A 25134-nucleotide genomic window follows, 5' to 3' on the forward strand; every position below is an offset into this window, starting at 1 on the left:
CTTTTATCGGGGCTTACTTTTTATCGGACCGGGCTTGATAAGTGTCCCTTCATCTTTGAGTGAACTTGTGATGCCAAGACAGTGCTCCTTGAACCACTGGATTAATGGATCTCTGTGCACTCGTGCGTGCCAATATAGCGTACTCTCTAAAGGGGGGAACGGATCAATAGAGACGCCGACGAGCTTTCCACGCCATTGAGGATACTCAAGTGCCCTCTGGGGGATAAAACCGACATGTTTTCCGGCCATGAGCCCATGTAACATCACCTCCATCGAGCTGGCGATAAAGCTTGTTTTTCGCTGTAGCTGCTGAGCTTGCACTAAGCGGTTAATCTCAACCTCCACTAAGTTTGAAGAGGAGTACTCAGCCGTTTCGTAGGAGAAGATTTGCGCTAAGGTCGGGTTCTCAATTTGGGCGAGTGGATGGCTTCTGGTGAAGGCCGCGCAATATTGATCTTCATTAAGGCGACGTCCATAGATGTTGGCGGGCGGAGATTCGGTGCCTCCGGCAGCTAGGTCGAGTTCACCGGACTCAAGCAGAGAGAACATATCTTTAGGTTTATCAATGAACTCCAGTTCAACATTTGGCGCTTCTTTGGTTATTTTATCTAGCATCTTAGGGATCATGAGTTGAGTCAGATCGTCCATAAAGGCGATGCGGATAACGCCATGGCTCTCAGAGGGTTCGAATGGCTCTTTCAAAATGAGCCGACTACTCATCTGTAACCATTCACGTAGATCGGGCAGTAGAGCCAGTGCTCTATCTGTGGCCTTGATACCCTGTCCATGCCTGATAAAAAGCGGATCGTCGAACAGGCTTCGCAGCTTCTTTAAGTTTTGACTCATGGCGGGTTGTGAGATATCGAGCCGTTCGGCGCTCTTTGACACGCTTTGCTCTTCGATCAATACCGCCAGGTTGAGCAGTAAATTGAGGTCGCAACCCTGGATTGTTTTCAGAACTGCTGGATTCAAAGGGAGTTCCTCGCCATTTTCAGTTGTGTTGCTATTATCTCTGCCAGCTCTTTTCTGAACCAGTGATGCAGCTCGGCGTTGTGAACATGTTCATTCCAGCATACTTTAAGCTCCAATTCGATTGGATCACCTAACCAATTAAAATCCCTTGCGTCGAACTCTGGTAATATGCTTGTCGAAAAGTGTGGGATCAAGGTGGCAGTATCTCTCGTTCGAAGAGCCTGTATCATAGTGCTTAGAGAGCCCGACGTGAGGGCGTAGGAGGCCTCTTCAGCATTAATCTTCTTCAGAGCGTTAATTACATGTATCTGATTATGCTCTTGATATTGATATCTGAGTAATTTTATTGAGCTGCTATCCAGCCCATTGGCCATCTGCTTATCTGCATCTTGGTGCAACGAGACAAGCTGCCATGATGCACTCGTTATGGTGTTACTACAAAGTGGCTTTGGCACCGTGTCATAAAAACCGATAACCAGATCAACCTGACCCCTTCGCAGAAGCTTAAATGCATCTCTTTGTTGTGAGATATATTCAATTTCCAGATGGGGAGCAACCTCTTGCATGCGTAATATCAGCGGAGTGATGCACATCTGTGCCATCACATCGTTCATAATAAAGCGTAATCTTCCCTGTGCCGTCTTAGGGTTAAACTCATCTCCCTCTAATAGTTCGACGGCTCGGTAAAGCAGTGGCTTCAACTCTTGCTCGATAGATAGTGCCTTATTGGTCAGCGTCATCCCGTTATGTCCCTTGACGAGCAGAGGGTCTTCAAATAGCAGCCTCAGACGTTTTAGCACCTGACTCATTGCCGATTGAGATAAGCCTAACGCTTTTGCCGCCTTGGTGACATGAGCCTCTTTTAACAATACGGATAGTGCGATCAACAGATTAAGATCGCAATCTTTGAGTTGGTCGAAGCTTTTTTTTGATGGCATAGTGCAGCTCAAGAGGCAGTTTGTCAGTAACTATCTGACTATAAACGAATTGGGTGGTTACATCTATAGAAGGATTGGTGGAAAAAAGGCCATCCTTGGCCTCAGGGGTCACAAACTTTGTTTTAATCAGGTAGTCCGATTAAGCAGATAAATGAGTGTTCCGTACTCCTTGCTTGAGCGCTTCCTTGTCTGAATCCTTTCTCCGCTCCATGACTAATTTTCCATGTCTTACTTTTCTGTGTCGACGATTCGATGTCACCTGCCCATTCCCTGAGCCTGCCGGGTCCTTAAAGTTGACATCTCATGCGCCGGCACTTGTAGGGCCATCCATAGCCCTACAAGTAACCACTTAAATTGGAGATTAAGAGGCAATCACTTGTGTTTCACTGGTAAGAGTGATGATCACTCGACGTTCCAAAGCCCGCTCCTTAAGAGAGTTGGCATGGGCGTTCTGCTCACCCGATGCTTGTTTCTCCAGTTTCTTCACTTCCAGGCCGTGAGAAACCAGATAATTTTCAACGTGCTGAACACGTGACTCTGATAATTTTTGGTTGTATGCAGAATCGCCTTGGTTGTCGGACTGCCCCTTTAGCATGATGACATCACTATCATTCTTATGGGAAATACGAATGACCTCATCCAGCTTCGCTTTTGCTGTCTGACTCAACTCTGAAGAGTCGAATCCAAATAATACGGCAACGCTGCTCTTCTCCACCTTAGTCTCATAAACAGGCTCAGGACAAGGAGCTGGCTTAGTCTCTTTGATAACAGCGGGGAGTATGACTGCCGTTTGGGTTGGTTTAACCCCAAAACGGTAAGTCAGTTGAATGCCAACAGTTTGTGCATCCATGTTTGCGGTATTCCATGCCGATTCATCGATATCGATAAAGCGGCGGTACTTAGCCGAAACCGCGAGTGAATCGGTAATGTTATAACCTATACCGACTCCCATATAGCCTGCGGTGTCGGTAGCACTGACATATTTATTGGCGCTCATTTGGTGGGCCAAGTGATATTGATAGGCGCCCGCTTCACCGGTAAGGAACCATTTTTCGTTGAGTGGTAACGTCCCTACCAGGCCAAGAGTGAAGCCATCTATATCTATCTCTTCACCGTGGGTAACACCTTCGCCATATCGCATATGAAGATCATCGTTAGTTCCCAGATCTTGCCAGCCAGCTTCGATAGCGAAGTATTTGTTAAGCTGGTAACCAATAACCGCATTCCAGGCAAAGTCGCTGTCATCACCCAGATTGCTTACAGAATCGACAGACTCGAAGTTGCTCTGGCCTGCACCCGCGCCTATGTACCAGGTGTTGTCTATGTCAGCTGCATTTGCGTATGAGAAACAGCTCATTAATGCGATGGCTAGAATAGATTTTTTCATTTTTTGTGCTCCCTAATGAAAATTTAAAAATCATTTATGTTTTTGATGGGGGCATTTTGAAGAGATTTTGATAATTGAGCGATAGAGCATCGCTTATAACGATTATTCGTTTGGCTTATGTTTTTCGGTGTTAATTGTATATATTAAGCTTAAATTAAGATTGAGAGTGAAGTAGGTTTGTAGATTAGAGCGAGTAGTTTCTCCCGGTGTGACAGTTGTCTAGGTAGCTAAGTTGTTTTTTTCAAAGGCTTAACTTCTATTCTTAACCACTTTTGACCTGTTTACGTTTTTGCCCTTAGTTCATGACCTATGCTATCGCTACCATAGAGGATATATATTTCATTTGTTTGGTGAATATTGCTGATTCATTGCAGGGGGGAAGGTTTAAGTGTGGCGGCTTCGTACGGCTATTACTCCTGAGCTCTTATTAACTGCTCAGGAGTAGTGTCATAGGTAAGCAGGCTATCTCTCTATATGGACCTCTCTCACAGGACAAGGGATCTCGATTCCTGCTGTGTGCAGCGCCTTATAAATGGCCAGATTTGTTTGGTATTTATTTTGATAATAGCTTCGGGTGGGGACCCAATAGCGAACACCAATCTCGATACCTACGTTGTTAAAGCCATTGATACCTATATGGGGTGGCTTGTCCTGACTCACATTTGGGCTATCTGCCAACACCTGATTCGCCAGCGTAACCACCTCCTCAGGATCCGATTGATAGTTAATATTAAACTTGGTCTCTACCAATTTATTGGCAAAGGAGTTATGTAGTATCTCTCCGACAATATGCTTGTTGGGGATACTGATCTTCTCCCCCTCTTCATTCGTCAGTACTGTCATGCCCAGATGGATATCCTGCACAACACCTGTAACCTCTTTAACAGTGATGGTATTGCCGATAATGAAAGGGCGGGTCACTATGATGGTTATGCCGGCGGCGTAGTTAGAGAGCATTCCCTGAATCGCGAGACCTGCTCCCAATGAGGCCGCACCGATGGCGGCGATCATAGGTGTGACACTGATCCCCAATTTCCCCAGAGCAATGATGGCGACCATGGCAATGATTAGGATGCGAACTAAGTTGCTGACAAAGTTGCTTAGGGTGATGTCGATATCATGTTTTTCAAACTGCCTTGTTACCAGTTTCGCGACCTTGGAGGCGAGCCACAGCCCGATAAGAAAGATCAGTAATGCACCGACCAGGCGAAAACTGTATTGAACAAGAAACTCGGTGATCAAGGTGTAGACATTTTGCAGTTGCTGCAGCTCTTGCGCGAGTTGATCTTCCTTCATGGTATCTACCTTTAAATAACATCACTTGAATAGTGAGTAGCTTACTGAATTTTAGTTACTTTGGTAGCAAAACTGTTGAATTTTCTGAGAAGATTTTTATGTTTATTTGTCGACGTCGATTCTGCGTGAAGAGGATCATGAATTATCCATATTTTTAATGTGGTTTTAAGCGGAGTAAGTTACTGTGCTGATTGAACTCAAGACCCAGCTAGGAATGAAAGCATGCGAACCCTGTTATTTGTTATCTGTACCTTGTTGACCAGCTTTGCTCAGGCATCATCTTATGTTGAGGGAGATCTGATCTCTCAAATACAACTTCAGGATCAGTTTGAAAATGAGATCACTGTTTCAGAAGGTACCCGGACACTGCTTTTTAGCCGCAACATGAAAGGCGGAGATATCATTAAGGAGGCGTTGGAAACGCTCACGGCAGAGCAGAAACAAGCTAACGATTCGCTGGTTTACGTCGCAGACATCAGTGGTATGCCCTCACTGATTGCTAAGTTTGTCGCTATTCCTCAAATGAAAGACCTTCCTTTTTCCATGGGGCTGGATAGAGAGGGAGAAACGACTCGCTTGTTGCCTTCTGCAAAGGATCAGGCAACCCTTATCACATTAGATCACCTTAAGGTGGTGAATGTGAGTACCTTCGACTCCAGTGCCGCACTCATAAAGGCCTTGAGGTAGAGGGAAACTATCTTGTCACATAAAAAATGGGCTTAATTGCCCATTTTTATATCTAGTATTGTTTTCGCAGTTAAATATGTTGTGGTGAATTCTTTAAAATCGTGTGTATCTCCTCCTTAAGGTGAAGCTTCTTTATCTTGAGCTCATGGATCTCATTGGTAAAGCCACTGGAGCTATGTTGCTCTAACTCCTTAATTTCATCATCCAAGGCATTGTGCTTATTAAATGTCTTTAGAAAGTGTGCATCTTCGCTTTTTAGTTTGGTGATGAGCGCTCTGTATTCCGGAAACATAGTTGCGATCTCCCTCCTTTTTTATTTTGTTTATCTCTAAAGTAGCGTGCTTTGAATCCATCAAATGTGATGGAGCTCAATAATTAATCATCTATGAAAAATATCTGCGAGATGTGGAGCCTGCAGTGAACAATTAACTCAGATAAGTCGGGGGGAAGATAAAGTTATACAGGTATAACTCCTTATTTTTCAAAGCCACCTATACTGGTACTGAGTCAATATCTGTATGTGTGAGTGATCAAGGCGTTTTTGAGCGGCGCAGTTTGTTAATGCAGATGAACTGTTTTAGTAACTGCATTACATCAAAACATTTACCTGCCGCCCAATAAAGTGTGATCCATCTAACCTTTTTGCCTTCGATACTAGGTTAAAGTCGCAAACAGAAGAATTTTTTTTATCAAAATTGAAAGGGGTTTTCATAATGTCAGATGTATTTCACTTGGGGTTGACCAAAGAGATGTTGGATGGGGCGAACCTGGCGATTGTGCCTGGTGATCCTGAGCGTGTTAAGCGAATTGCTGAGTTGATGGAAGGGGCTAAGTTCCTGGCCAGCCATCGTGAATATACAAGCTACCTTGCCTATATCGACGGTAAGCCTGTAGTTGTATGCTCTACCGGTATTGGCGGACCTTCTACCTCTATCGCGGTTGAAGAGCTGGCTCAACTGGGTGTCACTACCTTCCTGCGTGTCGGTACAACCGGCGCTATCCAGCCTCAAGTGAATGTGGGTGATGTTATTGTAACTCAGGCTTCTGTTCGTCTCGATGGTGCAAGCCTGCACTTCGCCCCTATGGAGTACCCGGCCGTTGCTAACTTCGAATGTACTACGGCTATGGTTGAAGCAACCCGTGAAGCTGGTCTGGAGCCACATATCGGTATCACAGCCTCTTCAGATACCTTCTACCCTGGTCAAGACCGTTACGATACCGTTTCCGGTCGTGTAACGCGCCAATACCGCGGCATGATGCAAGAGTGGCAGGATCTTGGTGTGCTTAACTACGAGATGGAATCTTCGACGCTATTTACCATGTGTGCATCGCAAGGTTGGCGCGCGGCATGTGTTGCGGGTGTGATTGTAAACCGTACACAGCAAGAGATCCCTGATGAAGCTACGATGAAGAAGACTGAAGTGAGCGCCGTATCTATCGTCGTCGCTGCAGCGAAGAAACTTCTGGCTTAACCCAAAAGATATCAGTTATTAAAAAGGCGCCTGAGGCGCCTTTTTTTGATCTGATTTGTCAATCAGGAAAACGGGATAAAACTATTTACCCATTAACTCGTTTAGAAGTGATACTTAGCGATAACCGAGTAGGTGTTTTGGTCTACCCCTTTCACACCGTATTTGTTTTTCCAGTAATCGTATTCGACACCGACAAGGAATTTGTTTTTCTTGTGGCTACCGAAGATAACTGCGCCCAGATCATATTTCAGCTGAGGGTTGAAGTGAAAGTTCTCTTCATAGCCCTGCTCATCGGCGGAGAATACCCAGTCAAAGAAACCATCGAATACTATGTTCGAATTGCCCACGGGAAAGTCCATTCTAAAGGCGGGAGTTAACTGCCAACCATCACTGATATTGCCGCTGCTGATGGCATGACGGCGATAGGTGTTCAGCTGAAAGTAGCTAAAGTAAGGGATAGCCAGGTCCATGCCCAGACCGTAGAGGAAGCTCTTGACCGGTCCTTCACCCTCTTCGAAAGTCATGGCCAGAGACAGATCCGTTACGGGACCGAAGCCGATCTCTTTGCCGGAAATTTTACCGGCACTGAAGCGAGTCGAGATCTCACCGTAGGTGGTGCTGTCACTGCTGACGTCGGAACCGTTGAAATAGATCAGATCCTGAAATGCAAACCAGTCACCGTATTTCCACCCGCCGGCTGTTTCGAAGGTGAAAGTGGTTTGTTTATCGGACGGTGCCAGGTCGTAATTTTCACCATAGAGTGCGGTCACGCTGGCATCCCACCAGTGAATCATATTGTCGGCCATCGCCTGTGGTGTGGCGAGAAGCGCGAGTAAAAGCCATTTCTTGTTCATCTCATTACCTTTTTATTAATGCGGCCAACGGGCCGCTATCTATTACACTCTTTGCAATCTATGTTGCATATATCGTTTCGGAGTAGGGTGGAGCTTAATTGAGCATCAGGCTCATAGGGCGGAGAATATATTCATAAAGCTACTATTATTCAAAGGGTTTGTTGCCGTTTTGAGATAAATTGGCAGAAATCCGGCTTAAATCGGTTATTTCGTTATTAACAGGGAGAAGTTCCTGAAGAGGGCGGTATCGAAAAAGTGACCAAACATTGAGAAATAGGCGTTTTCGAAAAGGTAATAACTATCTGCTTCGATTGAGTTTTATAATATACAGGAAACGATTTGTGACATATTATGTCGCAGAGGCGAGCAACAACTGATATAGTGGGTTGACGGATACTCACATTTCAGGGGGAAATATGGAGCTATCAAATCCCATCATTATCTGGGGTTGTATCGGAGTGGCATTGATGCTGGCGGAGATCATTATTCCGGGGGGAATCGTTATCTTGCTCGGTGCTGCCAGCCTTGTTGTCGCCTCCGCACTGGCTATCGGATTAGTCGAAGGAGTCGTGCAGAGTCTGACTCTCTGGTTCATCGTTTCTATCGTCCTGCTTTTAAGTTTCAGGCAGCTTACGCAAAAATTGGTTGGCGGAGACTCTCACGTGGATAATACCGATGAGCAATTGGATATCTACAATCAAATCGCCGTCGTTAAAGAGACCATAGGTCCTGCGCAACATCAGGGGCGGATAGAGTTTCAGGGGACCGAATGGTCGGCGCTCGGTGATGGTAGCGAAATTGCGGCAGGAACCCGCGTTCGTATCATCTGCCGGGATAATATTGCTCTGGTTGTTGAGCCCTGTATCGATCAAACCTGATTCACATCGTTTCATTAAGTAAATAAAAAGTAGCCTGGTTTTCAGTCAGGCTAAGTTAGTGCTGGTAAGTTTAAGTTAAGGAAGGAATCTATGTTTGTATTTACAATCTTTGTCCTGTTTGTCTTTTTTATTCTCTATAAGCTGTTATTAATCGTGCCTATGCGTGAGGTCAATGTGATCGAACGTTTAGGGAAATTTCGGGTCGTGTTGCAACCCGGGTTTCACTTCCTCATCCCCTTCTTCGACCGCGTGGCCTATAAACATGAGATCCGCGAGCAGGTATTAGATGTGCCGCCACAAAGCTGTATCTCGAAAGATAACACTCAGCTTGAGGTCGATGGCTTAGTCTATCTCAAGGTGATGGATGGCAAGCTGGCGAGTTACGGAATTGAAGATTACCGTCTCGCGGCGGTAAATCTGGCTCAAACGACGATGCGTTCCGAGATAGGTAAGCTGTCATTGAGTCAGACCTTTTCCGAGCGGGAGACACTCAATGAATCTATCGTTCGTGAGATCGATAAAGCCTCAGATCCCTGGGGAATTAAGGTACTGCGTTATGAGATAAAGAATATTACGCCGTCCCGGAAGGTGATACACACACTCGAGAAGCAGATGGAAGCCGAGCGGAGTAAGCGCGCGGAGATCACCTTAGCGAATGCAGAAAAGGCCGCGATGATTAACCTCTCAGAGGGTGAACGCCAGGAGGCGATCAACATCTCCGAAGGACAGAAGCAGAAGCGGATCAACGAGGCTAAAGGTACGGCACAGGAGATCAGTATTATCGCTAAGGCGAAAGCCGAGGGGATGGAGATGGTTTCTACCGCACTGGCACTCGATGGAGGTAATGAGGCGATGAATATGCAGCTTAAGGAGCAGTTTATCGGTCAGGTAGGAAAGATACTCAACGAAGCGGATGTGTCCGTCGTTCCTGCCGAGATGGCAAAGCTGGAGGGCTTCTTCGAAGGCATGGAGCAGGTGACTCATGCCGTGAGTAGCGGCTCTACAAGTTCAAACCCACTTAGTTCAAAGCAAGTGAAAGGAGGTCGCTCATGATCGCGGGAATTAATACAGATCTAATCGTACTAGGTATCTGGGGGCTTATCTTTGCCATATTTATTATTAAACTGTTTCAATCGATTCGTTTGGTACCGACTAAATCTGCCTATATCGTAGAACGTCTCGGTAAATACCACTCTACCCTGGATGCGGGCTTTCACGCCTTAGTGCCCTTTGTAGACAAGGTCTCGTATATTCACGACCTTAAAGAGGAGACTATCGATGTGCCTCCTCAGGAGTGCTTCTCCAGCGATGAGGTGAATGTTGAGGTCGATGGGGTTATCTATATCTCGGTCGTAGATCCGGTTAAGGCCAGCTATGGGGTTACAGATTATCGCTATGCAGCGATACAACTGGCTCAGACGACCACCCGCTCCGTGATAGGAACCCTGGATCTGGATCGTACCTTCGAAGAGCGTGACGTGATCAGTGCCAAGGTGGTAGAGGTGCTCGACCAGGCGGGTGCCATGTGGGGCATCCGCGTACATCGCTATGAGATTAAAAATATCACCCCACCGGAAACGGTGAAAAATGCCATGGAGATGCAGGTGAATGCAGAGCGTGAGCGCCGTGCATTGCTGGCGAAGAGTGAAGGTGATAAGCAGAGTAAGATCAACCGCTCCGAAGGGGTTAAAGCCGAGATGATTAATCTCTCCGAGGGTGAGATGCAAAAGCGCATCAACGAAGCCGAAGGTAAAGGCGAGGAGATCTTAACCATTGCCAAGGCCACCGCCGAGTCCATAGAGCGGATGGCTACCGTTATCGCGGCGCCCGGTGGTAAGAATGTGGTCCGTATGCAGCTCGGTGCGCAATACCTTAAGCAACTCGATGGCTTGAGCAGCGGCGGTAGCAGAGTGGTGCTACCGGGCAACATGATGGACTTCGCTCACTGGATGGACAGCATAGGTCTTGAAGAGAGTAAGTCCTAAGCTGGCACATAGGTTGAGAGCAGGCCAATCTATTTTAGTAATAGTATTAAACCTGGTATCTAAGGATAGTATTTAAGGATAGCTGGCCTGCTTACGAAATGGAGTTCATCGATGAAAATTAGCCAAACGCCCTTTCAGTATGGGTGGTACTGGGTAAGCCAGAACCTTTATTTTGCATTGTGTGCAATAGTCGGCGCGAGGCTTGTCAGCGGTGAAGCAACAAATATCCATGCAGTAAAAGTGGCTGTAGGAAGCGCTATTGGTATCTTCTGTTTTGAGCTCATCTCACTGGTTTACCTTAGGTTGCGGTGTCGCCCCTGGCGACATGAACTTGAGGTGGACTATGTTGGGGTAAAGTATCAGGCCAGTGGAAAGCGACGAGAACTGAGCTGGCAACAAATTACCAAAGTGAAAATGCCCAGGTTTACACACTTTCCGTTGAGGCACTTATGCTTCCATGGCGGTGACAATAACAAGATATCGTGTGATTTGCGGTGTTTCTCACCGGACGACAGAGAGAGAATTGTCGATAGGATTAAGCTATATCAACCCCACTGAGTATATTCAAGAAGGGATGGCGTATGCTGAGCAAGATCTTTATACAAAGTTCTTGCTTACTTCACTTTAGCGATTAAGCAAACTCACTCGCTTAAAACGCCGTTGGGCGTTACTATGCCTTCCATCGAATTCCCCCAAAAATGAATTGAGACAAGAATGACAATAGAACGTATTGAAACCGGTACGCGTATGAGCCGCATCGTAAAGCATAACGGCACCATCTACCTGTGCGGTCAGGTCTGTAAAGATGCCGAGCAGGGGATCACAGAGCAGACTCAAACCATGCTCGACAAGGTGGACGCCCTACTTGAACAGGCGGGTAGCGACAGAGAGCACATCTTATCGGCAACCATCTACGTCAAAGATATGTCCTACTTTGCCGAGATGAACGCGGTATGGGATGCCTGGGTATCCGATGGCCACGCTCCGGCGCGTGCCTGCGTCGCGGCTAAGATGGCAAGAGAAGCCCTGTTAGTTGAGATCTCTGTGGTGGCGGCTGAGAAAAGTTAAAGCAGATTTTAGATTCTGGAACCTAGCCCCTGGAACCTCGTACCTTGGTTCCAGGCTCTAGGATCTAGGATCTCATCCCCCGCACCTGCTATACTGCCTCCTCGATTTTTTGGAGGCAAGAATGGACGTATCTTCTTTACTAGACGGCCTGAATGATAAGCAGCGTGAAGCTGTAGCGGCACCGCAATCCAGCATGTTGGTTTTGGCGGGCGCCGGCAGTGGCAAGACTCGGGTGCTAACCCACAGAATTGCCTGGTTAATGCAGGTTGAACAGCAGAGTCCATATTCAATTTTAGCGGTGACTTTTACCAACAAAGCGGCCGCCGAAATGCGTGAACGTGTGGAAAAAGTCAGCGGCAGCAACATGGGACGCATGTGGATAGGCACCTTCCACGGCCTGGCTCATCGTCTGCTGCGAACCCACTACCAAGATGCTAACTTGCCTCAAACCTTTCAGATCATCGACTCTGATGACCAATTGCGCCTGATTAAGCGGATCCTCAAGAGTCTTAATCTCGACGAGAAGCAGTATCCCCCCCGTCAGGCTCAGGGATATATCAATGGTAAGAAAGATCAGGGGTTACGCCCTAAGCATATCGATGCCGGTGGTTTTCCTATCGAGCAAAATTTGCTGCAGATCTATCAGATCTATCAGGAGTCATGTGATCGGGCTGGCTTAGTCGATTTCGCCGAGCTCTTACTGCGTGCCCATGAACTCTGGCTCAATAAGCCGCATGTGCTGCAGCACTATCAGGAGAGGTTTAAAAATATTCTCGTCGACGAGTTTCAGGATACCAACGCCATTCAGTATGCCTGGATCCGTGTACTCGCCGGTGATAGTGCCAACGTGATGATAGTCGGTGATGATGATCAGTCCATCTATGGCTGGCGCGGGGCACAGGTAGAGAATCTGCATAAGTTCCTCGAAGACTTCCCTAAGGCTGAGACCATACGCCTGGAGCAAAACTATCGTTCGACGGGCCATATCCTCAAAGCCTCCAACGAGCTCATTGCCAACAACCCTGAACGTTTGGGCAAGAAGCTCTGGACCGAAGATAAAGATGGTGAGCAGATCTCTGTCTATTGTGCATTCAATGAGATGGATGAGGCACGATTCATCGTCGGCAGAATCAACGATTGGCACGATATGGGCGGAGATCTCAGTAGTTGTGCGATCCTCTACCGCTCTAATGCTCAGTCTCGGGTACTCGAAGAGGCTCTGTTGCATAAGGGGTTAGCGTATCGAATCTATGGTGGCCTGCGCTTCTTCGAGCGCCAGGAGATTAAAGATGCGATGAGTTATCTGCGTCTCATCAATAACAAAGACGATGATGCCGCGTTCGAGCGTGTGGTCAACACACCTACGCGCGGCATAGGTGGTAGAACGCTGGATATCCTGCGTTCAACGGCTCGTCAGCAGGAGCTAACCCTTTGGCAGACCTGCTTGCGTGCGCTAGAGGAGAAGTTACTGAGTGGCCGCGCCGCTAACGCGGTACGTGGCTTTATGGATCTTATCGTCGAGATGCAACAAGACACAGATGAGATGACACTGCACCGCGCTACAGATCATGTGATCAGGGAGTCGGGTCTCAAGGCGATGTATGAAGCGGAGAAGGGGGAGAAGGCTCGCTCACGTGTCGAAAACCTGGATGAACTGGTAACCGCCGCACGCACCTTCATCATGCCTGAAGACAGCGAGGATATGGGGGAACTCAGTGCCTTCCTGTCCCATGCCGCACTCGAGGCGGGAGAGGGGCAGGCCGATGCCTTTACCGATGCCGTTCAGCTGATGACACTGCATTCAGCCAAGGGGCTGGAGTTTCCAGTGGTATTTATGTCCGGTGTCGAAGAGGGGATCTTCCCGAGTCAGATGGCGATGGATGAGGGTGACAGACTCGATGAGGAGCGACGCCTGTGTTACGTGGGAATGACCCGCGCGATGGAGAAGCTCTATATTACCTACGCCGAAACCCGTCGGATCTACGGTCGGGAGAACTTTGCCAGACCTTCACGTTTTATCAAGGAGATCCCAACCGATCATGTCGAGGAGATCCGTCTTAAGACACAGGTGACGGCTCCCCAAAGGGCAACGACCTCATTCTCACAAAGCGCGGTCGCTAATGACTCAGGTTTTAAGATTGGTCAGGCTGTGATGCACCCTAAGTTTGGTGAGGGCAGGGTTACCGGTACCGAAGGCAGTGGTGCACAGGCCAGAGTACAGGTAAATTTTCTCGATGTCGGAAGTAAATGGCTGGTGGTTGCCTATGCCAGACTCGAGACCTGTTAGAAACCATTTGAATGCTGGTGAACGTCAGTCATAATGGAGTGATAATTGATTAAAGGCCAGAGCGGTATTAGGAGAGCCTCGAAATGAGTTTAAGGGATAAGTTAGACACTTATTTGCGTTTGGCCCGTATGGATCGCCCTATAGGCACGTTACTGCTGCTATGGCCATGTTTGATGGCCTTGTTGTTAGCCGCCGGTGGCATGCCGGATTTGAAGGTGTTGACCATCTTTATCTTCGGCGTGGTAGTGATGCGTGCATGTGGCTGTATTATCAATGATTATGCAGACCGCGACCTTGACGCGCATGTGGAGCGGACTAAGTCCAGACCGCTTGCCAGTGGAGAGGTAACAGTAAGGGAGGCGTTGATCCTCTTTACCGTTCTGGGGCTGTTTGCCTTCGGCCTGGTGCTGATGTTAAATCCGCTGGTGGTCAAGCTCTCCTTCGTCGGCATCATCTTGACCATCATCTACCCCTTCACCAAACGCTTTACTAACATGCCGCAGATGTTTCTCGGTGTCGTGTGGAGCTGGTCTATTCCCATGGCCTATGCAGCCCAAACAGGTGAGGTCCCGGCCGAAGCCTGGTGGCTGTTTGCTGCTAATTGGTGCTGGACGGTGGCCTACGACACCATGTATGCCATGGTGGACAGGGATGATGATCTCAAGGTCGGCATTAAGTCGACGGCTATCCTGTTTGGAAGATATGACAGGCAGATCATCGGTCTGTTTCAGTTAGCGGCGCTGGCTTGCTTCGTTACTGCGGGTTGGGCGGCGGATCGCGGCCTGGTCTATGGATTAGGTATCATCACCTTCGTCGGCTTCAGCATGTATCAACAGAAGCTGATCCATGAACGTGAGCGTGCCCCCTGTTTTAAGGCATTTCTCAATAATAACTGGGCCGGTTTAACCCTGTTTGTCGCCCTCGGTATTGATTACCTTATTTAATAATTTCATTTATTATTAGTTTGTTATTTAAATTTTTACCGCGATGGGCCCGTTTGTCTTTCTCCTCTGCCTCGATTGTGAACTCGCCTGTGTGAATTGAGAGAAGCCTGAAGGCAAGGCTTCTTTTTCTCACCTTCGGCTCATGTTATCCGTAATACTTTTATCTGTAACTGAACTCTTCAGTAAGTTAGCCTATACTTTGTTCGATATTTAATCTAAATCTGCTTGGGTAATCCGACAGAATCGGATATTGTATTGCAACATAAATACAACATTTCACAGGGAGCCTTTTATGAGGCAGGTCGTGAAGTTAAGATTGCTATTCTTTAGCGTCGCTATTATTTGTTACGCTTCAGGTTTTCAATTTTTACCAGAGACACTGAAGGTCTCAGACGGACAGTTGATATCCACCGCGTTTGCTGCCCTCTATTTTATCTTTCTGCCTCTGCTCTATTGGCTGTGCATCATTAAGCTGGGTGGGCAGAAGTTGTGGAAGTTACTGTTGATCTTCAGTCTTAGCTTGCTGATGGCGCGACTGAGTTTTCCCATCGAAATTGCCGAACACTTCGAGTTTATTCTCTGGTTAAGGTTCCCCATTATCGCAGTATTACTGGGGCTGGAGCTTTTTCTGATGGTGAGCATCATCAAAGCCTTGTGGCAGGCCCGAAGCTTGTCCGGTGATCCCAGAATCAACATTCTTAAACAGTTCGGACATGAGGATGAACGTAAGCGCTCATTGGCGTTAGCGCTGGCCATGGAGCCCGCAAGTTGGTTCTATGCCATCCCACGCTTCTCTCGTAACCATGCCCCCTCGATTGCACATATCAACTTGTTATCATCTTCGCGCTGGCATTGGCTACTGCTTACTGTCGCGACTGTGTTGCTGGCCGGTGGGAGTTATCTTGCCATTCAGCCCTGGAGTGAAATAACGGCGATAATAGTATCCAGCTTTGTCATCTACGGGCTGATACTCATTGCTGCCAATCATAGAGTTTCCAGACACTTCTCAGTTTACCGTCAGGAAGATCAGCTGATAATCAACAATGGTGTATGGGGATTCAGCGTCGTTAAATTCGAGGAGATCCAAAGGGTCATCGTCAGTCCGCCGCCATGTGAGAATCGTACCGGTGTCATTCACTTTGGTCAGGGGGAGAGCAGTAATATTCTACTCAAGTTTAATCGGCCTTTGACCTACTTCGGAGGACTGGGCTGGCTGTGTGAGGAGGTCAGAGCCATAGGCATGGTTGTCGATAAGCCTGAAACCTTAGCGGATCTCATTTTCGATATCTCCGATGAGAGAGACCTGATGATTAACAGACCCGAGTATAACCTTGCGAATATCGAGAGTATCAGGCGCGGTGTATCAGATGATAAGCAGGATAGTGAACTGGAGGTTAAGTTAACGTCCTGAGCTAGGAGCGCCGAGCTACGATCTACGAGCAGCGAGTTTTCAGGTTAGACGGTTAAGCCGGACGTTGTAGAAGTTAAGCTCTGATGTTTGCAAATTAGCGTACCGCAGGCAATAAGTACCGATGAAGAATTGGTTTTCAACTCAGTACCCAAACACGAGTATCGTAAAAAATGAAAACAAAAAAGCACTTTATTTGAAGTGCTTTTTTACGTTTTGATTAGCTGACTCAGGTAAATCAGAAATGAATGAACAACTTAAGCTTTCACTAGCTTAGCCAAGTCTGCTGGACGATAGTAAACCGATTTCAGAACCTTGCCCTGGCGCACCACTTTTCCTGCCATCTCTACATCCTTGGCGCACTTGGCGATGATTAAGTCACCCTTCTTACTGCCGACGATCTCGACGCCCTGTTTGGCATAGAACTCGATGGTTTCTGTTAACTCCTGCTCGTTGCGACACACCTTACTCATGTTGCTGGAGTGAACTTCATCCCAACAGGTTACAAAATCGATTTCGCGGTTCTTGGCGACATGCAACAGCAGATCGATGACGTAGCTTATCTCCACGCGATCACTCACCTTAGTTGCGCCAAGATGAACTAAGCGCCCCATCAGAACATAGACAGAATCGACAATGGCATCGGCCTGTTCGATTCGGCTGTCGGCTTCGGCCAGTTCGGTCAGCTCTTCGATAGCCAATGAGGTGTGCAGTGTGTCGGCCTTATCATCCAATGTGCTTTCATCTTCGCTGGGGAGATCGAAAGTCGAGCGAAACTGGAAGATGTCACGATAGAGATGATCGTAAAGTGGCTGAGTGAGTGCGGTGAGTTTCATTGAATATGCCTTGAAGTCTGAGCTTTCGATATCTGTTAATTTGAGTGGCGCAATTTTAAGTGACTCGACGTATAAATGAAAGGGGAAACCGAACAGGCGATTTGTTGGCCCCTCCTGCCCTCTATACCTGACGGTGACTGCCATAAAGAGGCAATTAACTCGTAGTTCAGTAAAAAAATTGTCTTATCTACTTAACTATCTTTGATGATTTCACCCTGTTTATCTGCATGTTTAGTCAATATTTTAGCCGTTGGATGCGTTTTTATTCTTTGGTGGCTTAAAACCGTGACAAGCTGTCGAAACGGAAATGTAACGAATATGGACGTTGTTGTTAATTTTGTGTAAACATGTGTTCAGCAAAAGGGAGAAAAACCACCCCAAGAGTGGCGCCCAGGGCATCAAGAATATGGCCCGTCCAGATAAAAACAATAATAAGGAATTCGTGATGACTTCATCCAATGAGTCTCAACAATCGCCATCCGATGTATCGGAAAAACCATCTCAACATAAAAGTGCGACTCTACTCGACGCGTTAACTCCCATTATGGCCCTGATTGTCATGTTAACGACGGCCGTGTATCTCTTCTCATCCGATAGCTCTTCGGGCGCTAACCAGATAGCCCTTATCATGGCGGCCTGCATCGCCCTGGTCATTGGTGCTAAGAATGGTTACAGCTGGAAAGAGATGGAGGCGGGGATAGTGCACAGCGTCTCTATGGCAACGGGCGCGTTACTGATCTTATTCTCGGTAGGTTCATTAATCGGAACCTGGATCTTAGCCGGAACTGTACCTACGATGATCTTCTACGGGATGAAGGTACTGAACCCCGAATACTTCTATGCTGCATCCTGCTTATTGTGCGCCGTGGTGGCGATCAGTATAGGGAGTTCATGGACTGTAGCGGGTACCTTAGGTATCGCCTTGATCGGTATTGCAGGGGCTATGGGGCTGAGTGTAGAAATTACTGCCGGCGCCATCATTAGTGGTGCCTACTTTGGCGATAAGATGTCACCCATGTCGGATACCACTAATCTGGCACCGGCTGTGGCGGGGACAGATCTGTTCAGCCATATCAGACACATGGTATGGACCACGACGCCGAGTATTCTCATCGCCCTGATAGGCTTCGTTATCCTGGGCTTTAGTTCACATGGCGCCTCAACAGCAACCGATCTCGAAGTGACCCTGAGTATTTTACAATCTCAATATCAGCCGGGAGTGCATCTGCTCCTGCCTCTGCTGGTGGTATTGGTTCTGGCCTATAAGAAGCTGCCGGCATTTCCCACCGTGATCTTGGGTACCTTTGCCGGAGCCGCCTGTGCTGCCGCTTTTCAGTATGACAATATTATTGAATTTGTCGGCGACGAGAGTTTAATGCCTGCAGTTGCGTTAATTAAAGGGATCTGGATTGCCATGTTCGACGGTTATACGGCGAATACCGGCGATAGTGTGCTCGATAGTCTACTCAGTCGTGGCGGCATGAGCAGCATGGTTAATACCGTATGGTTGATTCTCTGTGCCATGGCTTTTGGCGGTGTCATGGAGCGTACAGGACTGCTGAAACGCATTTTGCAGAGCATTCTGGGAGTGGTGACCTCGAGTGGTAGCCTAATCTTCACGACGCTCGCCAGCTGTATCGGAGCCAACTTGATCACCGGCGATCAGTTTATTGCCATCTTACTACCCGGTCGTATGCTCAAGGTGGAGTATACCAAGCGAGGCCTGGCTCCCGTTAACTTGAGTCGTGCCCTGGAAGATTCGGCGACAATTACCAGTCCTCTGGTTCCCTGGAATACCTGTGGTGCCTATATGGCCAGCACCTTAGGGGTGGCGACCATTGCCTATCTGCCTTATGCCTTCTTTAATCTGGTCTGCCCCTTGATCAGCGCAAGTTATGCCTACTTCAACTTCAAGATCGAGAAATTAGAGGAGAGTGAGGCGCAGGAGGTGGCTGCGTAAGAGAAGGTTCCCGGAACCTAAGGAGCTAGGTTCCGGGAACTTGCAAAATTACAGTCGGCTTACATCAACCTTCAGAGTATCCAGGTGGCTCGTGAGAGTGGGGGGCACCGCGTTATCGACCCGGCCGCCAAGATGTTCGCCGAAGAACTGCTCCATAGCCACAATGTAAGCTAATTTATTATCCCGCTTACGGAAGCCATGCCCCTCATCTTTTGCCAGAATGTATTCAACCGGTAGTTGGCGGTTATACATCACCTTAGCGATATTATCCGATTCAATTTGAGTCACTCTGGGGTCATTGGCCCCTTGGATTAACATCAGGGGAGCCTTAATGTTATCTACGAAATTGATGGGGGAGCGAGCCTTCATATCTACTCTGTCGCTATCGATCTCTGGATCGCCGACCGCACTGTAAAATTGTCCCAGATAGGGGCGGAAGTGAGGCGGGAATGATTCCAGTAATGTAATAAGACTCGATGGACCCACATAGGAGATCACTGCCTGATACAGATCGGGAGTGAAGGTCGCACCAGCAAGGGCCGCATAGCCACCATAAGATGCGCCCATGATCCCTAAGCGCTGTTTATCGGCTATCCCCTGCTCGATGAGATAATGCGCGCCGTCGGTCAGATCGTCCTGCATGCTGCCCGTGCCCCAGTTTTTGTTTCCTGCATTGAGGAAGTCTTTACCAAAGCCGGTCGACGCACGAAAGTTAGGCTGTAATACCGCATAGCCGCGGTTTGCCAATAGTTGGGCAATCGGATTGAAGTAGCCTGAGCTTAAGGTCCAATAGTCTCTGGCCCAGGGGCCTCCATGGGGAAGAATGACAGTCGGTAGGTTTTGTGTTTGACCCTTAGGTAGGGTCAAATAGGCCTGAATGGTCACGCCATCCCTGGCTTTATAGGAGATAGATTGACGCTTAGAGAGAAGTTCGGGGGCGATAATCGGGTTCTGTTTAAGCAGTAAAATCACTTCACCTGTTTTGGCTACATATTGATAGTCGCTGCCCATGTCGACATCGCTGGCCACATGTAGCTGCCATAGGCCTGTTTTTTCATTTCTGTCACTGATAGTGATCTCGACATCTCGTGCGAAGTGACGATTTATCTTTTGCCAATGCCTGGCAAAAGTGTCGGTAAGCGGGTAGGTACGCAGGCGCCCGCCGTAGTATGAAACGGCTAAGGGAGCACCTTCGTCGTTGAAGAGCACGTCATAGACATCTGATTCATCGAGAGGGTCTTTGTGTAGAGTGACAAGTTTCCCCGTTATCATATTCAGGCTTAAGAGCTCTAGTTTGTCTCTGCCATCAATATTGGCCCTGATATAGGCCAGCTGCTTGTCTTCATCGTAGCTGAGGATATCGATATCTTCACCAAACTCAGTTTTAATCAGGCTGGTCCACTCTCCATCTAGCCTGACATAGAGATCTGAGGTGTTATCAGGGTTGCTGCTTATGCCAATCACAGGTTCGCCCTGCTTATTCATTTCAACACCGGAGAAACCATAGGTGTTAGAAAAAATATTGCTTATCTGACTGGAAGTAATGTCGAGACGATAAAGGTCCATTTGCTGGCGGTTATCCTGATTAGACATCAAGACTAAGGTATCGGGATTATCTTTGGGCTGGGTTAACAGGTCATATCTCACCTCATCATCATTGGTTAGCGCCGTGATTTGAACCTGAGGTTTTATCTGATTACCTTGCAGGGTGAGGCGATATACCTGAGTGTTTTCATTGCCGCCGCTATCTTTCAGGTAGAAGATCTCATTGGCATCGGTCGACCAGCGGAAACTGTTTATCGGCTCTTTCGACTGAGTTATCGGATAGGCTTCGTCGAGGTTGGAACCGGCTGCCATAAGGTAGATATTTCTTGCTCCCTGATACTCTTTGAAAAAGGCCAACCATTTGCCGTCGCTGGAGGTCGTGAGCTGGCTGATATCTTGTTCGTTGAAGAAAGACTCAATCGGGATCAGGGGAACCTGTTGAACCTGTTGAACCTGTTGAACCTGTTCGTTCGCTCTGGCTGTAACTTGAGTCTGTGAGCAGCCGCTAAGCAATAAGCTACCGGCAATGGCTGGCCACAGAAGTGTGGGTAATATTTTCTTGGTGATCATAATGGCATCCTTTCTACGGCAACTCATAGCCGATGGGCTTAAAGTTATTTGGTTTCGAACTGGTAATTAGCTTATTGTATAAAATAATTATTGTAAAACGATAATTTGATATTATTTTACGAATAAATGTTTCTGTATGGTATAATCGCTGCAATTCATGGGATAGGAAAGCAGAAACAATGAATGTCAATATGCAGAAGCTGATGAAGATCAGTGGCTTTTTTAGATTATTGGTCTTGATCGCGACAGCAATCGTGATGATGTATCTGGGATACAGTTTCTTTGTCAATGGCGAGATTCGCTTTGGGACCAGCCACCTGTTTCATGAACTCTGGCAGGATGAGCGGGCGAGCAGAGGCGTGCTTTTAGGGATCCAATCCCCCCTGTTTATCATGTTATTCGTTGGAGTTTACTGGTTACAAAAATTGCTAAGTCACTATCAAAAAGGACAATTCTTCGGACATGAGGCGATGCGCTGTTATCTGTGGCTGGTGTGGATTAAGGTGTTCGACTTTGGATTGGAGATTGTTCAACATCTGGGGACGGGTTATTACCATAAACAATTTTTTGAACACACCAGCATAGAGCTGACAATCGACTTTGGTGATATCACTACGATTTTATTGATGCTATTAATCGTATACCTGCTTAAAGCGGCAAGAGAGCTTGAAGCCGAGAACAGAGAGTTTATCTAGGTCGTGGAAATTTAGGGCGTGGAAGTTTAAACCATGGAAATTATTGTAAATTTAGATGTCATGATGGCGGTTCGTAAGGTCAGCTCCAAGGAATTGGCCAAGGCGATTGGAATCACCGAGGCTAATCTCTCTTTGCTTAAACGCGGTAAGGTCAAGGGGGTTCGTTTCGAGACTTTGGCGAGTATCTGTGACTATCTGGAGTGCCAGCCCGGAGATATTCTGGAGTATCGAAAAGCTTCTGAGTGAGCAGAACTGCAGGATGCGACTAAATATCAATAAAAAGATCCGTCCGGTAAAAAATAGGGGAAACAAGCCGGACGGGAGCAATGAAATCTATATAACGCTTATATCGGGTAGATATCTCTGTTCTCTTCTCGCTCTAGCGTTTGGCGTACTTGGCGATAAGCTTCTCCAGATAGGGCTGCACATCTTCATCCCCCCAATCTAAATATCCCCGAAGAAAACCGATGAGATTGCCTGAGCCGTCGAATACATAGGTCGCAGGGACAACATCAGCCGGCATGACCTGATCGATATCCTTGTTGGGATCAAGCCAGGTCTTATAGTGGGCCAGTCCGTGACTGGCCAGGAAAGGTTTTACCTTTTCACTCTCCTCATCGATGGAGATCGGCAGAACCACCAGATCATTGTCGATATTGGTCTGACGAATATTCTCCATCTGCGGGATCTCTTTAATGCAGGGGGCGCACCAGGTGGCCCACAGGTTAACCATTACCACCTTGCCCTTGTACTGCTTGAGGTTTACCTTTCCGCCTTCGGTATCGGTAAAGGTGACATCCGGTACCTCTCTTGCCGATTGCATCTCAATGAAACGAGACATGATCATAGGCTTATTGATCGGCTCGCCGGTGCTGTAGACTTTATTGGACTTTGCATCGGCAGGCATGAATACAGAGGAGAAGGCCAGCAGGCAGGTTAGTATGAGTGTCTTATTCATAGGATTTACCATTATTTCTTTGATGTTTATGTTGCTCACGGATAAGCATTGTGGCGGTGGCAATAATAGTCAGTAGAAGAAAAATAGGGCCGAGCCAGAGAATAGCCGTTGCTGTGGAGAAACTGGGTTGATACTTAATCTTTTCCCCGTAACGCTGAACAAGGAATTCGATAATGGCCTGTTTAGATTCGCCCTGCTCTAACATAAGGAAAATTTGGGCCTTTAATTCATGTGCTATGGGAGCCTGTGAGTCAAAAAGATTCTGGTTTACCGACATGGGACAGCGCAGTTCATGGGAGATTTCAAAGCCAAGATCCCGGATCTGATCTTGGGTGTAGCTGTTTTTACCCGTCGAAGTGCCAGCGGCCACAGCGCTCATGCTCAGGCTGAGTAATAGCAACAAGATCATGGTACGCATCATGCGACTCCCTCTATTGTGACGGCAAGGGAGCCGCAACTCGAAGAGGCGCTATTTTGCACCCGTAAGCGATTGAAACAGCTGAGTGCAGCTATGGCGCCACCAAGCATCATCAATAGCCCGCCAATCCAGATCCAACAGGCAAGCGGCTTATAGCTGATACGGATGAGGTATTCTGTATCGCTGAGCTGTAGGCCACTGGATACATAAAGGTCTCTGAATAGGTTACGCATTATGCCGGCCTTGGACACCTCCATGGCATTGCTTTTGAAAGTCTGGCGCTGAGGCGTGATGTAGCCGATAAACTCATCATCGGCGTCTGTTACACGGATATTGGCCTGAATAGCGGTATAGCTCTTCTCATCTACCTTGATGGTATCTTCATACACGAAGGTGTAGCCGGCGACGACCTTGCCTTGTCCCGGGCCCATTCTCAGCAGCTCCTGCTGCTCGAAATTTGAAACCGATGTTGCACCAATTATGCTGATAGCGACTCCCAGGTGGGCGATGAACATCGCCGATTTTCTGACAACGCCTGCTACTCCCCTGTCACGTAAATGAAATACCAGATAGCTTAAGCAGATGAGCAACCAGGTAGCCGATGTGGTGCCAAGTAGTAGCCAGAGGTTAAACCCGGAGCCGGTCAGCATACTCAGGGCTTCGGCGATAGCGAGGGAGATGATAAAGAGTACGATCAAGGGGCGCAGTGCCGAGAACTTCTCTCTTTGCCATGAGATTAACGGTGCCGCTCCCATCAACAGCACGGCTATGAAAGTGAGGGGGATGAAGATGCTGTTAAAGTAGGGGGCTCCGACTGAGAGGGTGCCGATATCGAGCAGCTCAAACAGCAGTGGATAGAAGGTGCCGAGCAGTACAGATATGGCGGCGACCACTAGGACAATGTTTCCCAGTAATATCACACTATCTCTCGAGATCAGTGTGAAATTAAGCTCTGATTTGATCTGATTAGCTTTCAGCGCGAAAAGGGTTAAGGCACCACATACAAATACGCCGAGCAGGAACAGAATCGACATCCCTCGGGTGGGATCCGATGCGAAGGCATGCACCGACTGCACGATTCCGGAGCGCACAAGGAAAGTGCCCAGCAGGCTTAGAGAGAAGGCCAGCAGGCATAGGAGCAGAGTCGTCACCTTAAAACTGTCTCGCCTGTGGCTCAAGACCACAGAGTGCAGTAGTGCAGTTGCGACCAGCCAAGGAATGAAAGAGGCATTTTCAACCGGATCCCAGAACCACCAACCACCCCAGCCCAGTTCGTTATATGCCCACCATGAACCGAAGGCGTTACCCCCTGTCAGGAATACCCATGCCAGCAAAACCCAGGGGCGCAGGTAGCTTGCATGAGTGCGAGTTAGCCTGCCACCTAGCAGAGCCGCAATGGCGGCGGCGAAGGTCACAGTCAGACCCACATAGCCTAAAAACAGTAGTGGTGGGTGAAAGATTAATCCTATGTCCTGCAGTATGGGATTAAGGTCGCGCCCCTCTATCGGAAAGTTTGGCAGTAACCTGGCAAAAGGGTTGGAGGTAAACAGCATAAACAGGTTAAACCCGGCAATTACCGAGGCTAATATTGCGATCAACCGACCTGTAAATAAGCGATCCTGGTATTTGGAAGAGAAAACTATGGCGCAGCCCCAGATGGCGATGGCGACAACCCAAAACAGCATCGAGCCTTCGTGGCTTCCCCAGACTGCGGCGACCTTATAGAGCAGCGCCAGTTGTGTATTGGAGTGGTTGGCAACATAGGCAACGGAGAAGTCATCGGTAATAAACGAAACAAGCAGGCAAAAGATAGAGGCCGTTATTGTAAAAGTCATTAATCCGGTTATTGTTTTTACGTAGCTGAACAGATAATGGTTATTTGTCTTTATGGCTGCGAGAGGAATAACTGCAAGTAGTATGGCAGATATAGTACTGATAATTAGAAATATAAGTCCGAGTTCTGGGATCATCTTAAT

The 25134-nt window shown here is 47.7% G+C and carries 23 protein-coding genes; 12 read left to right on the plus strand and 11 right to left on the minus strand.

The window, feature by feature from the left end; genetic code table 11:
- Positions 1 to 3: 3 nt before the first annotated feature.
- The 4 genes from Q1B47_RS05770 to Q1B47_RS05785 form a co-directional block, all read right to left on the minus strand.
- Positions 4 to 972, minus strand: coding sequence for a LysR family transcriptional regulator (locus Q1B47_RS05770; protein WP_299790026.1), 969 nt, complete (start codon positions 970 to 972; stop codon positions 4 to 6).
- Entirely contained in the window at positions 969 to 1910 is a 942-nt protein-coding gene (locus tag Q1B47_RS05775) for a LysR family transcriptional regulator (protein ID WP_299790029.1), read from the minus strand. The genes Q1B47_RS05770 and Q1B47_RS05775 overlap by 4 nt, the downstream gene beginning before the upstream one ends.
- 361 nt (positions 1911 to 2271) lie before the next feature.
- Positions 2272 to 3297: an outer membrane beta-barrel protein gene (locus Q1B47_RS05780; RefSeq protein ID WP_299790032.1), complete on the minus strand. Its 1026-nt coding sequence runs from the start codon at positions 3295 to 3297 to the stop codon at positions 2272 to 2274.
- A 462-nt stretch (positions 3298 to 3759) separates the two neighbouring features.
- Positions 3760 to 4593 (minus strand): mechanosensitive ion channel family protein, encoded by an 834-nt coding sequence (locus Q1B47_RS05785; RefSeq protein WP_299790035.1) that lies wholly within the window; start codon positions 4591 to 4593, stop codon positions 3760 to 3762.
- Between the two features lie 222 nt (positions 4594 to 4815).
- Between Q1B47_RS05785 and Q1B47_RS05790 the strand changes: the two genes are divergently transcribed.
- The gene (locus tag Q1B47_RS05790; protein ID WP_299790037.1) at positions 4816 to 5280 is read left to right on the plus strand and encodes a hypothetical protein; all 465 of its coding nucleotides are present in this window, start codon (positions 4816 to 4818) and stop codon (positions 5278 to 5280) included.
- Between the two features lie 70 nt (positions 5281 to 5350).
- Here Q1B47_RS05790 and Q1B47_RS05795 read toward each other — a convergent pair whose 3' ends face one another.
- Complete coding sequence (locus Q1B47_RS05795) at positions 5351 to 5572, minus strand: YdcH family protein (RefSeq protein WP_299790040.1); 222 nt, start codon at positions 5570 to 5572, stop codon at positions 5351 to 5353.
- 421 nt (positions 5573 to 5993) lie between these two features.
- On the opposite strand from Q1B47_RS05795, the gene udp reads away from it, so the two are divergent.
- Positions 5994 to 6752 carry a uridine phosphorylase gene (gene udp / locus Q1B47_RS05800; RefSeq protein ID WP_299790043.1) on the plus strand — a complete coding sequence of 253 codons (759 nt, stop codon included), beginning with the start codon at positions 5994 to 5996 and terminating at the stop codon, positions 6750 to 6752.
- A gap of 101 nt (positions 6753 to 6853) precedes the next feature.
- Here udp and Q1B47_RS05805 read toward each other — a convergent pair whose 3' ends face one another.
- Entirely contained in the window at positions 6854 to 7606 is a 753-nt protein-coding gene (locus Q1B47_RS05805; RefSeq protein ID WP_299790046.1) for an ion channel protein Tsx, read from the minus strand.
- Positions 7607 to 8022: 416 nt separating this feature from the next.
- On the opposite strand from Q1B47_RS05805, the gene Q1B47_RS05810 reads away from it, so the two are divergent.
- From Q1B47_RS05810 to Q1B47_RS05840, 7 genes are all read left to right on the plus strand, one after another.
- Positions 8023 to 8484, plus strand: a complete 462-nt coding sequence (locus Q1B47_RS05810) for an NfeD family protein (RefSeq protein WP_299790049.1) — start codon at positions 8023 to 8025, stop codon at positions 8482 to 8484.
- Between the two features lie 90 nt (positions 8485 to 8574).
- Positions 8575 to 9537 (plus strand): slipin family protein, encoded by a 963-nt coding sequence (locus Q1B47_RS05815; protein ID WP_299790052.1) that lies wholly within the window; start codon positions 8575 to 8577, stop codon positions 9535 to 9537.
- Positions 9534 to 10469 carry a stomatin-like protein gene (locus Q1B47_RS05820; protein WP_299790055.1) on the plus strand — a complete coding sequence of 312 codons (936 nt, stop codon included), beginning with the start codon at positions 9534 to 9536 and terminating at the stop codon, positions 10467 to 10469. The genes Q1B47_RS05815 and Q1B47_RS05820 overlap by 4 nt, the downstream gene beginning before the upstream one ends.
- A gap of 714 nt (positions 10470 to 11183) precedes the next feature.
- The gene (locus tag Q1B47_RS05825) at positions 11184 to 11537 is read left to right on the plus strand and encodes a RidA family protein (protein WP_299790058.1); all 354 of its coding nucleotides are present in this window, start codon (positions 11184 to 11186) and stop codon (positions 11535 to 11537) included.
- Between the two features lie 121 nt (positions 11538 to 11658).
- Positions 11659 to 13824: a DNA helicase II gene (gene uvrD / locus Q1B47_RS05830; RefSeq protein WP_299790061.1), complete on the plus strand. Its 2166-nt coding sequence runs from the start codon at positions 11659 to 11661 to the stop codon at positions 13822 to 13824.
- Positions 13825 to 13907: 83 nt separating this feature from the next.
- On the plus strand, positions 13908 to 14768 hold the full coding sequence (gene ubiA, locus Q1B47_RS05835) for a 4-hydroxybenzoate octaprenyltransferase (RefSeq protein WP_299790064.1): 861 nt from the start codon (positions 13908 to 13910) through the stop codon (positions 14766 to 14768).
- A gap of 292 nt (positions 14769 to 15060) precedes the next feature.
- On the plus strand, positions 15061 to 16179 hold the full coding sequence (locus tag Q1B47_RS05840) for a hypothetical protein (protein WP_299790067.1): 1119 nt from the start codon (positions 15061 to 15063) through the stop codon (positions 16177 to 16179).
- Between the two features lie 254 nt (positions 16180 to 16433).
- Here Q1B47_RS05840 and Q1B47_RS05845 read toward each other — a convergent pair whose 3' ends face one another.
- Positions 16434 to 17012, minus strand: coding sequence for a nucleoside triphosphate pyrophosphohydrolase family protein (locus tag Q1B47_RS05845; protein ID WP_299790070.1), 579 nt, complete (start codon positions 17010 to 17012; stop codon positions 16434 to 16436).
- 445 nt (positions 17013 to 17457) lie between these two features.
- Between Q1B47_RS05845 and nhaC the strand changes: the two genes are divergently transcribed.
- Positions 17458 to 18972 carry a Na+/H+ antiporter NhaC gene (gene nhaC / locus Q1B47_RS05850; RefSeq protein WP_299790073.1) on the plus strand — a complete coding sequence of 505 codons (1515 nt, stop codon included), beginning with the start codon at positions 17458 to 17460 and terminating at the stop codon, positions 18970 to 18972.
- A 48-nt stretch (positions 18973 to 19020) separates the two neighbouring features.
- On the opposite strand, the gene Q1B47_RS05855 is transcribed toward nhaC, so the two are convergent.
- Positions 19021 to 21087 carry a S9 family peptidase gene (locus tag Q1B47_RS05855; protein ID WP_299790076.1) on the minus strand — a complete coding sequence of 689 codons (2067 nt, stop codon included), beginning with the start codon at positions 21085 to 21087 and terminating at the stop codon, positions 19021 to 19023.
- 179 nt (positions 21088 to 21266) lie between these two features.
- Here Q1B47_RS05855 and Q1B47_RS05860 point away from each other — a divergent pair, with 179 nt between their 5' ends.
- Complete coding sequence (locus Q1B47_RS05860; protein ID WP_299790079.1) at positions 21267 to 21782, plus strand: DUF2975 domain-containing protein; 516 nt, start codon at positions 21267 to 21269, stop codon at positions 21780 to 21782.
- A 33-nt stretch (positions 21783 to 21815) separates the two neighbouring features.
- Entirely contained in the window at positions 21816 to 22028 is a 213-nt protein-coding gene (locus tag Q1B47_RS05865; protein ID WP_126506507.1) for a helix-turn-helix transcriptional regulator, read from the plus strand.
- 133 nt (positions 22029 to 22161) lie between these two features.
- Here Q1B47_RS05865 and Q1B47_RS05870 read toward each other — a convergent pair whose 3' ends face one another.
- From Q1B47_RS05870 to Q1B47_RS05880, 3 genes are read right to left on the minus strand one after another with little or no spacing between them, the layout of a single operon-like run.
- The gene (locus Q1B47_RS05870; protein ID WP_299790090.1) at positions 22162 to 22740 is read right to left on the minus strand and encodes a TlpA disulfide reductase family protein; all 579 of its coding nucleotides are present in this window, start codon (positions 22738 to 22740) and stop codon (positions 22162 to 22164) included.
- A complete protein-coding gene (locus Q1B47_RS05875; protein ID WP_299790093.1) occupies positions 22733 to 23161 on the minus strand; it encodes a cytochrome c-type biogenesis protein in 429 nt (142 codons plus the stop codon). Before Q1B47_RS05875 ends, Q1B47_RS05870 begins: the two co-directional genes overlap by 8 nt.
- Positions 23158 to 25128, minus strand: a complete 1971-nt coding sequence (locus tag Q1B47_RS05880) for a heme lyase CcmF/NrfE family subunit (RefSeq protein ID WP_299790096.1) — start codon at positions 25126 to 25128, stop codon at positions 23158 to 23160. Before Q1B47_RS05880 ends, Q1B47_RS05875 begins: the two co-directional genes overlap by 4 nt.
- Positions 25129 to 25134 lie beyond the last annotated feature (6 nt).

It is taken from the genome of uncultured Shewanella sp., from assembly GCF_947501225.1.
Lineage (GTDB): Bacteria > Pseudomonadota > Gammaproteobacteria > Enterobacterales > Shewanellaceae > Shewanella.

Coding starts and splice junctions, on each gene's coding strand:
- Q1B47_RS05775 (WP_299790029.1), bottom strand. CDS start 1,910: ATGCCATCAAAAAAAAGCTTCGACCAACTCAAAGATTGCGATCTTAAT.
- Q1B47_RS05780 (WP_299790032.1), bottom strand. CDS start 3,297: ATGAAAAAATCTATTCTAGCCATCGCATTAATGAGCTGTTTCTCATAC.
- Q1B47_RS05785 (WP_299790035.1), bottom strand. CDS start 4,593: ATGAAGGAAGATCAACTCGCGCAAGAGCTGCAGCAACTGCAAAATGTC.
- Q1B47_RS05790 (WP_299790037.1), top strand. CDS start 4,816: ATGCGAACCCTGTTATTTGTTATCTGTACCTTGTTGACCAGCTTTGCT.
- Q1B47_RS05795 (WP_299790040.1), bottom strand. CDS start 5,572: ATGTTTCCGGAATACAGAGCGCTCATCACCAAACTAAAAAGCGAAGAT.
- udp (WP_299790043.1), top strand. CDS start 5,994: ATGTCAGATGTATTTCACTTGGGGTTGACCAAAGAGATGTTGGATGGG.
- Q1B47_RS05805 (WP_299790046.1), bottom strand. CDS start 7,606: ATGAACAAGAAATGGCTTTTACTCGCGCTTCTCGCCACACCACAGGCG.
- Q1B47_RS05810 (WP_299790049.1), top strand. CDS start 8,023: ATGGAGCTATCAAATCCCATCATTATCTGGGGTTGTATCGGAGTGGCA.
- Q1B47_RS05815 (WP_299790052.1), top strand. CDS start 8,575: ATGTTTGTATTTACAATCTTTGTCCTGTTTGTCTTTTTTATTCTCTAT.
- Q1B47_RS05820 (WP_299790055.1), top strand. CDS start 9,534: ATGATCGCGGGAATTAATACAGATCTAATCGTACTAGGTATCTGGGGG.
- Q1B47_RS05825 (WP_299790058.1), top strand. CDS start 11,184: ATGACAATAGAACGTATTGAAACCGGTACGCGTATGAGCCGCATCGTA.
- uvrD (WP_299790061.1), top strand. CDS start 11,659: ATGGACGTATCTTCTTTACTAGACGGCCTGAATGATAAGCAGCGTGAA.
- ubiA (WP_299790064.1), top strand. CDS start 13,908: ATGAGTTTAAGGGATAAGTTAGACACTTATTTGCGTTTGGCCCGTATG.
- Q1B47_RS05840 (WP_299790067.1), top strand. CDS start 15,061: ATGAGGCAGGTCGTGAAGTTAAGATTGCTATTCTTTAGCGTCGCTATT.
- Q1B47_RS05845 (WP_299790070.1), bottom strand. CDS start 17,012: ATGAAACTCACCGCACTCACTCAGCCACTTTACGATCATCTCTATCGT.
- nhaC (WP_299790073.1), top strand. CDS start 17,458: ATGACTTCATCCAATGAGTCTCAACAATCGCCATCCGATGTATCGGAA.
- Q1B47_RS05855 (WP_299790076.1), bottom strand. CDS start 21,087: ATGATCACCAAGAAAATATTACCCACACTTCTGTGGCCAGCCATTGCC.
- Q1B47_RS05860 (WP_299790079.1), top strand. CDS start 21,267: ATGAATGTCAATATGCAGAAGCTGATGAAGATCAGTGGCTTTTTTAGA.
- Q1B47_RS05865 (WP_126506507.1), top strand. CDS start 21,816: ATGGAAATTATTGTAAATTTAGATGTCATGATGGCGGTTCGTAAGGTC.
- Q1B47_RS05870 (WP_299790090.1), bottom strand. CDS start 22,740: ATGAATAAGACACTCATACTAACCTGCCTGCTGGCCTTCTCCTCTGTA.
- Q1B47_RS05875 (WP_299790093.1), bottom strand. CDS start 23,161: ATGATGCGTACCATGATCTTGTTGCTATTACTCAGCCTGAGCATGAGC.
- Q1B47_RS05880 (WP_299790096.1), bottom strand. CDS start 25,128: ATGATCCCAGAACTCGGACTTATATTTCTAATTATCAGTACTATATCT.